The organism is Paenarthrobacter sp. NPDC090522 (assembly GCF_044769225.1).
Classification (GTDB): domain Bacteria; phylum Actinomycetota; class Actinomycetes; order Actinomycetales; family Micrococcaceae; genus Arthrobacter.
This window is the reverse complement of the sequence record NZ_JBIVXL010000039.1, coordinates 1-12,334: the sequence shown is the minus strand read 5'-3', so window position 1 is coordinate 12,334 and position 12,334 is coordinate 1. Positions and strand designations below refer to the sequence as shown.

The 12,334-nt window shown below is 64.7% G+C and carries 12 protein-coding genes; 3 read left to right on the top strand and 9 right to left on the bottom strand.

Annotated elements, in window-relative coordinates; translation table 11 throughout:
* Positions 1 to 272: 272 nt before the first annotated feature.
* On the bottom strand, positions 273 to 1,487 hold the full coding sequence (locus tag ACIQT2_RS23695) for an acyl-CoA dehydrogenase family protein (RefSeq protein ID WP_400337331.1): 1,215 nt from the start codon (positions 1,485 to 1,487) through the stop codon (positions 273 to 275).
* A 142-nt stretch (positions 1,488 to 1,629) separates the two neighbouring features.
* Between ACIQT2_RS23695 and ACIQT2_RS23690 the strand changes: the two genes are divergently transcribed.
* Complete coding sequence (locus tag ACIQT2_RS23690; protein WP_402951657.1) at positions 1,630 to 3,348, top strand: AMP-binding protein; 1,719 nt, start codon at positions 1,630 to 1,632, stop codon at positions 3,346 to 3,348.
* A gap of 24 nt (positions 3,349 to 3,372) precedes the next feature.
* Positions 3,373 to 3,882: a MarR family winged helix-turn-helix transcriptional regulator gene (locus ACIQT2_RS23685; RefSeq protein ID WP_400337334.1), complete on the top strand. Its 510-nt coding sequence runs from the start codon at positions 3,373 to 3,375 to the stop codon at positions 3,880 to 3,882.
* A gap of 3 nt (positions 3,883 to 3,885) precedes the next feature.
* Here the strand turns inward: ACIQT2_RS23685 and ACIQT2_RS23680 are convergent, their stop codons facing one another.
* The 8 genes from ACIQT2_RS23680 to ACIQT2_RS23645 all read right to left on the bottom strand — a co-directional run bounded on the left by ACIQT2_RS23680 (position 3,886) and on the right by ACIQT2_RS23645 (position 11,226).
* On the bottom strand, positions 3,886 to 4,869 hold the full coding sequence (locus ACIQT2_RS23680) for a cyclase family protein (RefSeq protein ID WP_402951653.1): 984 nt from the start codon (positions 4,867 to 4,869) through the stop codon (positions 3,886 to 3,888).
* Positions 4,866 to 5,120 (bottom strand): hypothetical protein, encoded by a 255-nt coding sequence (locus tag ACIQT2_RS23675; protein WP_402951650.1) that lies wholly within the window; start codon positions 5,118 to 5,120, stop codon positions 4,866 to 4,868. The genes ACIQT2_RS23680 and ACIQT2_RS23675 overlap by 4 nt, the downstream gene beginning before the upstream one ends.
* A gap of 10 nt (positions 5,121 to 5,130) precedes the next feature.
* Positions 5,131 to 6,468: a TRAP transporter large permease subunit gene (locus ACIQT2_RS23670; protein ID WP_402951647.1), complete on the bottom strand. Its 1,338-nt coding sequence runs from the start codon at positions 6,466 to 6,468 to the stop codon at positions 5,131 to 5,133.
* 79 nt (positions 6,469 to 6,547) lie between these two features.
* Positions 6,548 to 7,339: a DUF1932 domain-containing protein gene (locus ACIQT2_RS23665; RefSeq protein WP_402951644.1), complete on the bottom strand. Its 792-nt coding sequence runs from the start codon at positions 7,337 to 7,339 to the stop codon at positions 6,548 to 6,550.
* Between the two features lie 116 nt (positions 7,340 to 7,455).
* A complete protein-coding gene (locus ACIQT2_RS23660; protein WP_402951641.1) occupies positions 7,456 to 8,088 on the bottom strand; it encodes a methyltransferase in 633 nt (210 codons plus the stop codon).
* A gap of 74 nt (positions 8,089 to 8,162) precedes the next feature.
* On the bottom strand, positions 8,163 to 9,164 hold the full coding sequence (locus ACIQT2_RS23655) for a tripartite tricarboxylate transporter substrate binding protein (protein WP_402951639.1): 1,002 nt from the start codon (positions 9,162 to 9,164) through the stop codon (positions 8,163 to 8,165).
* A gap of 53 nt (positions 9,165 to 9,217) precedes the next feature.
* On the bottom strand, positions 9,218 to 10,720 hold the full coding sequence (locus ACIQT2_RS23650) for a tripartite tricarboxylate transporter permease (protein WP_400337348.1): 1,503 nt from the start codon (positions 10,718 to 10,720) through the stop codon (positions 9,218 to 9,220).
* Between the two features lie 2 nt (positions 10,721 to 10,722).
* On the bottom strand, positions 10,723 to 11,226 hold the full coding sequence (locus ACIQT2_RS23645) for a tripartite tricarboxylate transporter TctB family protein (RefSeq protein ID WP_400337350.1): 504 nt from the start codon (positions 11,224 to 11,226) through the stop codon (positions 10,723 to 10,725).
* A 174-nt stretch (positions 11,227 to 11,400) separates the two neighbouring features.
* On the opposite strand from ACIQT2_RS23645, the gene ACIQT2_RS23640 reads away from it, so the two are divergent.
* Positions 11,401 to 12,201 carry an IclR family transcriptional regulator gene (locus tag ACIQT2_RS23640; RefSeq protein WP_400337352.1) on the top strand — a complete coding sequence of 267 codons (801 nt, stop codon included), beginning with the start codon at positions 11,401 to 11,403 and terminating at the stop codon, positions 12,199 to 12,201.
* Positions 12,202 to 12,334 lie beyond the last annotated feature (133 nt).

The window sequence follows — 12,334 nt, the reverse complement described above, 5'->3', positions numbered from 1 at the left end:
CAATGGAAAATCACCACCAACAACGGCATCCCCTGGTTCACCCCACCACCACACCTCGACCCCACCCAAAAACCCCGACGAAACCACCACCACACCCCGCTACGGAGATAGGCTGCGGCGCGCGTGGATTCGCCCAGTACTACGGATGTACAACTACGGCCGCAGGCACATCCAGCGCGGCGAACGGACCCAGAGCACGGACGGCCGCACGCCGAGGCATCAGGACCAAGAGCGCGCAAAGGTATCAAGGACAGGAGCAGGGCATGTGCCCCTCAGACGAACGCCGACTTGCCCGTCACAGCCCGGGCCACGATCATCGAGTTGATCTCGTAGCTGCCTTCGTAGGTGTAGAGGATCTCGGCGTCTCCGAAGAGTTTCCCCATCTCGTAATCCGTGGTGATCCCATTGCCGCCCAGCAGCGAGCGCCCCATCGCCACGGAGGCTCTGGCCAAACGGGTGGTGGTGGCCTTGGCCATGGCAGCCTGGACCATCTCCAGCTTTCCCGCTTGCTGGATCCGGGCGAGTTCCACCATCAGGGACAACGAAGCGTGGGCATTGCCCAGGATGTCCGCGAGCTGTTGCTGGACAAGCTGGAAGCGTGCCAACTCCCGGCCGAATTGGAACCGGCTCAACGCGTAGCTTCGGGCCACATCGAAGGCCGCGAGCTGAATCCCCGCGGCCTGCCATCCGACCCACGCCCGGGAGTCGCGCAGCAAATCGTTGGCGCGGGAAAACTCGGTAGCTCCAGGAAGGAGATTGTCCAAGGGCACCCGGACCTCGTCCAGGACGATGTCCGCGTTCTGCATGATGCGCAGGCCGATCTTGTGCGTGATCTTTGTTGCCGAGTAACCGGTCCGGTCCGTTTCCACGATGAACCCCTTGACGTGCCCGTCGGCTTCATCGCGGGCCCACACCAGGGCGAAGTCCGCGATGGTACCGGCGCCGATCCAGCGCTTGGCGCCGCTGATGACCCATTCGCCGCCGTCGCGCCGCGCCGTCGTCGAGAGTCCTCCGGCGATGTCCGAGCCGTGGTCAGGTTCCGTGAGTGCGAAGGCGCCCAGTTGCGTGAAGGATTCGAGCCCCGGCAACCACCGCTGTTTCTGCTCGGGGGACCCCAACTCGTGGATCATTCCGACGATGAGCTCGTTGTGGATGCCCACCAACGCGGAGAGCGAAACATCGGCCCTGGCGATCTCGGTGTACATGAGGCCTTTGAAGAGCTTCGATGAGCCATCCGTTTGCAGCCTCCCGAGCCCAAATTTGGCCATATCGGCCAGCAGGCCAAAGGGGAACTCTTCCCGGTTCCAGTAGTCGATGCTGGCGGCCCGCACCTGTCCCTGAAGGAACTCGCGCACCTCGGCGTAGCGGGCGCGTTCCCCGTCGGGGAGCAGGTCCACCACGTACATCAGGTCCGCCTCCGGATAAGGAGGGAGGACATTTTCCTTGGCCGCACCGCTTGTGGCCGTGCCGGCTTTTTCGTCGAGCATGTGACCCCTTCGTCATGTCCCGCGCAGGCTCTTCCAAACCCTTGGATGTCCTAGTATATTGCAAGGTGATGTGGATCACTAGGCCGGCTCAGCGGCCCCCAAACGCCAGGTCCGGCGTCGATGCCCCAGCGAAAGGCGGACTATGACAGTCACCGACGACTTCCGTGCGGCCCGCGACCGCCTGCTTGGGCTTCGCGAGAATTACGGGCAGGCCCACAGCGAGTTCCAGTGGCCCCGCTTCGAACATTTCAACTTCGCCTTGGATTGGTTTGACCAGATCGCCGCTACCCCGGAACGGCAAAACCAAGCAGCACTCGTGATCGTCGAGCAGGACGGCAGTTCCACCCGGCGCACGTTCAAGGAGTTGTCGGAGAGGTCGTCCCAAGTGGCCAACTGGCTGCGCGGACAAGGAGTCAAACGCGGCGAGCACATGATCGTCATGCTTGGCAACCAGGTGGAACTCTGGGAGCTGATGCTGGCGGGCATCAAGCTCGGCATCGTCCTGATCCCCACCACCACGCTCATGGGCGCCCGCGACCTGCAGGACCGGGTGGAGCGCGGCGGGGCGTCATGGGTTGCTGTCGGCAGCGGAAACATCGGCAAGTTCGCCGAGGTCACAGGAAACTACACGCTCATAGAGGTGGGCCGGGAACGCACCGTCGCTGACGCGAAACAGTACGAAGACTCCCACGACGCCGGCACGGACTTCACTCCCGACGCCCCCACACACGCGGACGAGACACTGCTGCTGTATTTCACCTCGGGCACCACGTCGCGGGCCAAGTTGGTGGAGCACACCCACACCTCGTACCCCGTGGGTCACTTGTCCACCATGTACTGGATCGGCGTGGAACCCGGCGACATCCACCTCAACGTTGCATCTCCCGGCTGGGCCAAGCACGCCTGGTCCAACGTCTTCACCCCGTGGATCGCCGAAGCCTCCGTTTTCATCTACAACTACGATCGCTTCAGTGCCACAGCCCTCATGGAACAGATGGACCGCGAGGGTGTCACGAGTTTCTGCGCCCCGCCCACGGTGTGGCGGATGCTCATCCAGGCGGACCTCACCCAACTGAAGAACCCGCCCCACAAGGTTGTTTCCGCAGGCGAACCCCTCAACGCGGAGGTGATCGGCCAGGTGGAGGAAGCCTGGGGCGTGACCATCCGGGACGGCTTCGGCCAGACGGAGACCACCGTCCAGATCGCCAACACTCCTGCACAGCCGGTGAGGATCGGCTCCATGGGAAGGCCGCTGCCCGGGTACGACGTCGTCCTGGTGGACCCGCTCACCGGTGAAGAGGCCGACGACGGCGAGCTCTGCTTGCGCTTGGACCCGCGGCCCGTGGGACTCATGAAAAGCTACTTCGGAGACGAGGCGAAAACGGCGGAAGCCTTCCGTGACGGCTACTACCACACAGGAGACATGGCCAGCCGGGTCGCTGATGGCGTGATCACGTACGTCGGCCGGGACGACGATGTCTTCAAGTCATCGGACTACCGTTTGTCGCCTTTCGAACTCGAAAGCGTCCTGATCGAACACCCCGCAGTGGCGGAGGCCGCCGTCGTACCTTCGCCCGACGCGCTGAAGCTCTCGGTGCCCAAAGCGTTCGTGGTGCTCGCTGCCGGCTACGAACCCGGACCCGCCGTCGCAGAGGACATCCTCCGTTACGCCCGGGAGCACCTGGCCCCGTTCAAGAGGATCCGCAGGCTCGAATTCGGCGAACTGCCCAAGACGATCTCCGGCAAGATCCGCCGGGTTGAGCTGCGCGGCACGGAGATCAAACGGCATGGGGACGGCCCGCTGCCCGCCGGGTTGGGCGTGGAATACACGGAAGAAGAGTTCCCGAATCTGAAAGACTAGTCCCCCACACCACCAAGGAGGCCCATGGGCAACCCGCTCCCCCGAGACCCCATTGCCGACGCCCAACGGAACTGGGAACGGCATGGTTGGGGCGATGTCGCCGCGCCCATGGCTGCCATCACCGCGATCATGCGCACGCAGCAGATCCTGTTAGCCCGCATCGAAACGGTCCTCAAACCCTTCGGCCTGACCTTCGCGCGCTACGAACTCCTCGCCCTGCTCAGCTTCGCCCGCAGCGGTGCGCTGCCCATGAACAAAGCCAGCGCCCTCCTGCAGGTGCATCCCACCTCGGTGACCAACGCCGTCGACCGTTTGGAACGGGCGGCCTTGGTGGCCCGTTCGCCGCACCCCACGGACGGCAGGACCACGCTGATCGAACTCACCGCCGAGGGCCGCGCCCTTGCGAAAAAAGCGACGGCGGCGCTCAACGCCGAGGTTTTCGGCAAGTCGGGCTTCGAGGACGACGACGTCGACCACCTCATCCGCGTCCTGGGCACCTTCCGCAGGGATGCCGGGGATTTCACCGACGATTAGTACTCAGGTCAGCGCCGTCGCGTTGGCGGGCGACCCGGTTCCGCCCACGATGTTGAGTGGTTTGACGCTGACGAACGCCTCCCAGGCACCGGTTGTCCGCATGTGCCTGGCCAGCGGACCCAGCCGCCACAGTTCACCGAGCGGCATGCCCAGTTTGGCGAGGAGTTGCTGGTGCATCATCCCGTTGTCGTTGGGAGCCGACTCCAGGAACGGGCTGTCCGGAACAGCCGGGAGGCATTCGAAAGCGAAGTTGTCGGCTGCCAGCAGCGCGAGCCGGTTGTCCCAAGCCCAGGCCACGAATTCGCCGGACTGTTCCACCCCGGTTGCTTTGCGGCTGGAACGGACCTCCCGTTTCTCCTCCAATGGAAGCCCGAGGAACCACTCGCACCAGCCGGTGTGCAGCAGCAGGATGTCGCCCGGCCTGAGCTCAAGGGACTGGGCTTCGATGGCGGCCTGAATCAGCCCCAGTCCGAGCGGTTCGCCGGCCGGATGGTCGATCGGGGATCCCTGCGCCGCTCGGTATCCTTCGAGGTCAACCAGTACAGCCCGCCCGACGATAGGTTGCTCCGCCCATTCCTGGATGCCGAGCTCCGGGGTGCCTTCGCACACCAGATGGTCCGGGGTGCCGTTGTAGAAACCCACATCGTCCGCCCGCCGGTGGCGGAGCCCGTCGATCTGCGTGGACCCTTGGAGGTAGTAACCGTCCAGGTAGTCGTCGCGGTGTGCCGGGTGGGCTGAATAGATGATGTGCCGGGGTGCACCACGTTTGAGCGACATCCCGGGGTCGAAATCGTCGGCTGCGTAGTCCAGGCCAAAAACCGTTCCGGTTCGGATGCATTCCTTCGCCGCAAGGACCGCTTCAGGGGTAATGAAGGACGGCGTCCCGCGGTCCTTCTCGGGGAAGAGCTCCCATGATGTCCCGGCGAGCCGCCCTTCGCGCCGCAGCAACTGGGCGTAGCTCGGATAGCCGGCTGGTGATTCCTTCATCGCGTGCCTGCCTCCTGTTTCGTTTCCGCTCCCTGCCGGCTTTTGTAGCTCAGCAGAAACCCAGCCATGGCACACACAGAGGCCGCGACGCACATCCCCGGCTTGAAGAACTCGTTGAGGAACGTCAGCCAAACGCCCTGCCCGGCCGCCAATCCCGCGGCCTGTCCCACCACGAACACCACTCCCCCGGCCAGGAGCAAAGCGAGGGTGATCACGAAGACTACCTGGATGGCTCGTCGTATCTGTTGCATGGGGTGTTCCTTAGATGGGGAGGATGCCCAGGATGATCAGCACACCAATGCCCAGCAGTGGCAGGGCATAGTGCGTGAGGAGCCTGGAGAAGGTCTTGATCGGGTTGACGTCGGCGATCCCGCACGCCACGTACAGCGGGGCACCGCCTGGCGGGACCGCGGCCTCGCAGGAGGAAAACACCAGCACGGCGACGGCTGCGGTGGTCGCCGGAACTCCGGCTGCCACCAGGGTGGCTACGCCCACGGTTCCGACGGCGGCCATGGTGGCGGTGGCGGACAGCGGCGCGGCTACGGTGATCACGATCAGCCCGATCAGGATCGCGAGCAGCCACAGCGGCAGGTTCATCTGGCCCAGCAGTGCGGTCATCTGCTTCGGCAACCCGGTGGCGGCGAGCGCATTGGCCCCGGCGAAGGCAAACACCACGGTGATTCCCACCACCCCGAAGCGCGGAGCCGATGACTGCAGCAGGTCCCACCAGGCCCTGCCGTTCCGGGGCAGCAGTTTCCACCCCAGCAGTGCGCCCGTGATGATGAGGACCACGGGGATCCACACAATGACGCTCAAGGACTTGGCGACGTCCCCGCCGGTCCAGTCGGACAGGGCGGAGGCGATGGCTCCCGAGGTGAGAATCAGCGGAACAGCCACCACCACGAAGAGGAGCAGCGTTGCCCAGCCTTGGCCGAACGCCGTCCTGACCACCAGACGATGGGCTGGATCCAAGGGCGTCATGCCGCTTCTGCGGACCAACAGCCAGGTCACCACCAGCCGGTGCAGGAAGCACCACAGGCCACCCACCAGCAAGGGCAGCACGAGGTCATTGACGTTCAGCAGCGGGCCGACGGTGGCAGATCCCACGAGCACGAACATGGAGGCGCTGAACGGGAACGTGATGCCCATGCCCGCGTTTCCCGCCACCAGCGTGGCAGCTGCCGGTTTGTCCAACTTGGATTTCTCCATCCACGGGATGGTCACCGAACCCACGGTCGCGGCGATGGCTGCCTGGTTGTGGACCACGCCTCCCAGGCCCGCGGATGCCACGGTGGAAACCCAGGCCGGGCCACCCTTCACGCCGCCGATCATCGAGTTCAAGAGGTCGATCAGTTTGTCCAGCACACCCGTCTTGTCCAGGAGATACCCCATGAAAACGAACGCCATGGTGGCGTACACGATCTCGTCCGTCACTGCGGAGTACAGCGACGCCCAACCCACCTGGGCTGCGGCGGCTCCGGTGAACGGCAGGACGGCGAGGAAGCCGATGATCATCGCTTCCCCGACACTGCGCTTCAACAGGGTGGTCCAAAGCAGGATCACGGCAAGATAGGCTCCGAGGGCCCAGATGCCGATCATGGCGTTGCTCCTGACGGGGTTGGCGTAGCTGCTGCGTACTTCATTGTTGCTCTTGTCCCGATTCTTCCCGCTGTGCCGCTTAGCGCAAGGCTGCCGCAGGCTGGGCTGGTTCGGCGGCCATCCGCACCAGGGCCGCGGCAGCCGCCGTCGTCATTTCTGCGGGCACTTTCAGGTCGTCCGCGAGGTAGCCCGCGGTGTCCTGCATTTCCTTCGAGCGGCGCTGCGCGTGCTTGGCTGTGCCCACCAGGAAGCGGTCGATCACTGCCTGTCCGTCGCCGGCCAACTGGCGGGCGATCTGGCCACGGATCCACTCCTCCAGCCCGGCTGCCCGCCCGGCCGTGACCGCCTCGACAACCACCGACGCCAAACCTTTCATCAGGACGCTCCGCAAGAGCTTGTGCGCCATGGCAGCGCCCGGTTCGCCGTCGGCAATTTCGACGTCGGCACCCAGGGGAGCGAGCAGCGCGGCTACCGCCGCGGAACCGGGACCGCTGACCATCAGGGGTGTCCGGGCACCCTGTGTCGGCACCGGGCCGAGGATGGCGACGTCAGCGAAGAGCGCCCCGGACGGAATGCGTCCGAGTTCCTGCATCACCTGTGGAGCGGAAGAGGTGAAGTCTGCGTAGCAACTGCCCTCGGCAAGGACGGGAAGGCACTCTTCGGCGACGAAGGGGGCAGCGGCCGCCCCTGTCAGGACCAGGACGATGTCCGCCCCGGTGCAGGCTTCAGCTGCGGTCGAAGCACGGACAACCCCGGCCGGCGTGGACGGTGCCACGGGGTCGAACCCCTTGACGTGGTGACCGGCAGCAACGAGCGCTGCGGCGTAGGTGGCTCCGGCTTCTCCGAGGCCGATGACCGTGCAAACTGTCATGATCTGTCTTTCTGTGGGGTTCAGTGGGCACGCCGGTGCTGACCTGCCGGACCGGGAACGGAGGTCCGCTGCTTGGCTCCGGCAGGTCCAGGCGTGTTCCGGCGTGTTCCGGCGTCTTACTTGTGGCGGTCGGCGATGATCGCTGCCCGCCGGCTGGTTTCGTCGGCGAAGACCGCCTCGGCGGCGTCGGCGACGGCGGAAGCCTGCTCGCGCGGGATGACCACCACGCCGTCCGGGTCGCCGATGATGATGTCGCCGGGCATCACGGGCACGCCGCCGAAGGCTACCGGGCCACCCAGCCTGGACGGACCGTTCTTGTACGGTCCGGCCGGGGTGATGGCGCGTGCGAAGACGGGCATTCCGATCTCGGCGAGGGCCTCCGCGTCCCGGGCGGCCCCGTCCAGGGCGAAGCCTGCGATGCCGAGGTTGATGGCCTTTTCGCCAATCAGTTCGCCCAGCAAAGCCCGCGATTCGTCGGCGCCACCGGCTACCACAATCACGTCCCCGGGCCGGGCCACCTGAAGGGCCTGGTGGATGCCCTGGTTGTCACCCGGACGGGTCCAGACAGTGAACGCCGGCCCGGCCAGGCGGGCGCCGGACCAGATGGCCTGGATGGCCGAGTCGGCCACGCCAAGCCGGTCCATCGCGTCGCCGATGTTGGCGGCAGGCAACTTCGACAGGCGATCCAACACTGCCCGGTCGGGACGGGGGAAGTCGGCGTCGATGTGGTCGAGGACGGGAGATGTCATGGTGTCTCTTCTTCTTTCTGGAGGGTTGTGCCCGGCCGGGCCAGTCCTTCTTCTGGGCTAGTCCTTCTTCTGGGCTAGTCCTTCTTCTGGACCAGTGGCAGGACCTTCTTGAAGTCCTCTTCCTGGGAGGCCCAGAACTGCTTGTAGTCGGAGCCGTTCAGGTAGCTCGTCTGCAGGCCGAGGTCCTTCATCTTCTGGACCACTGTGGGATCTTCGATCGCCTTTTGCAGGGCTGCTTCGATCTTCTTGGCGACGGCGTCCGGCAAGCCTGCCGGCGCTGAGTACCCACGGACCGTGCCGGCCTCGAGCTCGTAGCCGGATTCCTTGAACGTGGGCACGTCCGGGAGCGAGGGCGCACGCTCGGCCGTCATGACACCCAACACACGTGCCTTGCCCTGCTTGGACAGGTCCGTGACGTCGCTGACGTTGGCCACCAGGATGTCCACATGCTTGCCGAGGAAGGCCGTGGTTGCCTGGGAGGCGCCTTCGGAAAAGTGCACGGGAGCGAACTCCGCCCCCGTGGTTTCCTGCATCTGGGCCAGCGCGAAGTGTTCGCCGGTCTGCAGCCCCGTGGTGCTGGCCGTCATGGACTTGGGCTTGGCCTTGGCCGCATCAAGGAGCTCCTTGAGCGTCTTGTACGGGCTGTCCGGCTGGACCGCGATGACCGTGGGGTCAATGACCTGGCGTCCCAGTGGCTGGAAACTGTCGCGGGTGTACTTGGCGCCGCGGGCCGGGTCCAGCGGGGAAACGACGACGGACGGCGAACCGGTGGCGCCAATGGTGTAGCCGTCCGGCTTGGCGCTGGTGAGCTGCGTGTAGCCGATCTGTCCGCCGGCACCTGGCTTGTTGATGACCTCGACGTTGGTGCCGAGCTCCTTTTCGAGGATGGGCTGGACCAGCCGGGCCGCGGTATCCACGGCGCCGCCGGACGAGAAGGAGACGATCAAGTCGATCGATTTGCCCTTCTTGGGGAAGTCGTCGGCGGCATTGTTGGCTGCGCCGGCGTTGGCGCCACAGCCGGTGAGGGCCATCAGGGTTACGGCTGCGAAGGCAGCAGCGATGCGTACACGGGGCATGGGGGTCTTCTCCTTTGAAGTGATGCGGGTAGAACGTGGCGATGAAGGTTTGTTTACGTTTCCGGGTCTTCGGTGAGCGCCTTGGGCTTACGGAGCTTGAGCAGCGGGCTGAGGACAATGAGGAGCCCCACCCCGATCAGCACCATGGAGATGGGCCGGTTCACGAAGATTCCGAAGTCGCCCTGGGAGATCTCCAGCGACTCGCGCAGGGACCTCTCCATGAGCGGCCCGAGCACGAGCGTCAGCACCATGGGGGCCAGCGGAATATCGAGGTGCCGCAGGGCAAGGCCAAGCAGTCCGAACGCGATCATGACGAACACATCGAAGACATTGAAGTTGATGGTGTAGGCACCGATCACCATGAAGAGCAGGATCAGGGCTGTCAGGATGGACGCCGGCACACGGAGGATGGAGGTCCAGAGGCCCACCAGCGGAACGTTCAGGAGCAGCAACAGCAGGTTGCCGATGAACAGGCTGGCAATGATGGCCCAGGCGATCTCGGAGTGTTCGGTGAAGAGGGTGGGACCCGGGGTCAGCCCTTGCTGCAGGAACGCGCCCATCAGCACGGCGATGGTGGGCGAGGCCGGAATGCCCAGCGTAAACAGCGGGATGAGGGCTGCGTTGGCGTGAGCGTTGTTGGCCGTTTCCGGTCCCGCGACGCCCTCGATGGCTCCGTGTCCCAGCTCGTTGCGGTGCTTGGAGAACTTCTTCTCGGCTCCGTACGCCAGCAGCGAGGACACCGAACCCGTCATGCCGGGGATGAGTCCCAGGCCAAATCCGATGCCGGTGCCGCGGGCCATGGATGGAGCACTGCGGCGCCACTCCGTACGGTTGGGCAGCAGCGACTTCAAGCCGGGCGCGTGGACGGTGTCCGCCGTGGCCCCCTTCCGGTAGGAGAGGATCTCCGACAGTCCGAATACGCCCACAATCACCGCCACGAAGCTGACGCCGTCAAGCAGGTTGTCCGAGCCGAAGGTGAACCGGGGAGCGCCGGCAACGGGGTCGATGCCCACCATGGAGATCAGCAGGCCCAAGGCTCCGGAAATGAGCGCCTTGACCATGGACTTGCCGGCCAGCGCAACAAGCAGCGAGATGCCCACCACCATCAAGGCAAAGAATTCCGGCGGGCCAACCAGCAGGCCCATCTCACCCAGCGGCTTCGCGGCCGCCACGAGTCCCAGCGTGGCGATGGTTCCGCCCACGAAGGACCCGACGGCGGCAATGGTCAGGGCCGCTCCGGCCTTGCCGATCTTGGTCATGGCATAACCGTCGATGGTGGTGATCGCCGAGGCTGCTTCGCCGGGGGTATTCAGCAGGACACTGGTGATGGTTCCGCCGTAGGCCGTGCCGTAGAAGATGGCGCACAGCATGATGATCGCCCCGGTGGCATCGAGGTTCATGGTGAGCGGGATGAGCAGCGCGACGCCGGCCACGGGACCGATGCCCGGCAGCACTCCGATGATGGTGCCGAGCAGGCAACCGAGGAAGGCGAAGATCAGGTTCTGCCAGGTCATCGCCGCAGCGAAGCCGCCAAGCAGTTCGTTGAGTGTGTCCACGTCTAGAGTCCGATCGAGTTCAGGAAGGGGATGCCCGCCGTGGGCAGGGCGACGTTGAGCCCGTAGTTGAAGGCGTAGAAGGCCCCCACGCTGCCCGCGAGCGCGATGATCAGCGAGGAGATCCAGCCCCGGCGCCCACGCACTTTGAGGTGGTAGAGCAGGAACAGGAACATGGCCAGTTGGAAGCCGAGCAGGTCAAGGACGGCGGCCAGTACCGCCAGGCTTACGACGACGGCAATCACCAGCCCGCCGTCCACTCCCCCGGGCGTTTCGCTGGGTTTGCGGAGCTCCTGGACGAGCCAGATGCCGGACATGGCCACCAGAAGGACGCCCATGGCAAAGGGGAACAAGCCCGGCCCGGGCCCAAGGGTGGTCCAGAGGCCGAGGCCGATGGAACTGATGAGGACATAGACGCCGACTGCGACGAAAGCGCCAATCCCCGCGAGCACGGATTTCGCCACCCGCCCCTTGGCCCGGGGCTCGGCGATAAGTGACTCCGTTGTCATGGTTTCCTTCTTACGTTTGGTGGTTCTTTGCATTCCGCAGACCGTCAGAGTCCGTTCCAACGCTTACATTATGCGGATCTTCATTTCATAGAATGAAAGAACATTGCGTATGAAGAAATAGTGACAGGAGCCACAATGCATGTCAAGCGCAAGGAAGTTACATAGAATGAAAGGATGACCGTGAGCTCCACGCACTCAGCCGGCGCAGCCGAGGACGGCCCCAAGGCCGCCAACATGCGTTCCCTCTCCAGGGCCATGGAAGTCTTTGCCGAGCTGCAGCGGGCCGAACGCCCGCAAAGGCTGAGCGACCTTGCCCGGACGTGCGGAATGAGCCTTCCCACCACATTGCGGATACTGCGTGTCCTGCAGGACTTCGGCATGGTCAGCCAAACGGACAAGTCCTATCGCATTGGCCCGGCAGTACTGCCCGCAGCGCGGAGCTACCTGGAGAACGATCCTTTGGTGGTCGCCGCGCGGCCCATCCTGCAGCAGGTGGCCACCCAAACCGGGCTTACGGCCTCGCTGTACACCCGCCTCGGCTTTGAACGGATCCTGGTGGCACGCGTCGACGGCGAATCTCCGCTGCGCTACGACCTTCCCTTGGGCAAGCGGCTGCCCCTCACCGTTGGAGCCGCCGGCAAAATCCTGCTGGCGGCGGCACCTGATGCCGAGCTGGACCAAGTGACCGCAGCGGCGATCACGGCAGGCCACGAGAAGGACACCTTCACGGTGGAGGAACTCCGCAGCCGCCTCCCCCAGGACGGGGTTGATTTCGCCTATTCGGAGGACGAGCGGGCCACCGGCGTGCTCTCGGTGGCCGTCGCAGTTCCACACCCCACCGCGCGGCCCAGCGAATCCATCTCCCTGACCAGTCCCGTGGAGACCGCCACGGAGGAAGCACTCAAGGCCGGGGTTCCCGAGCTCAAGCGTGCGGCCGGCCGATTGTCCGAAATCCTGCAAGGATCTGTTTACTAGCCCCACCCAACTGACTGGCACTTGTGGTTGTTCCCAGCGCTTGTGATGTCTCAGGACTTCGTAGACACTTCATGTCTCATGACTTCGTGGACAGTTGGTGTCTCATGACTCTGTGGACACTTCTTTTGTAGTT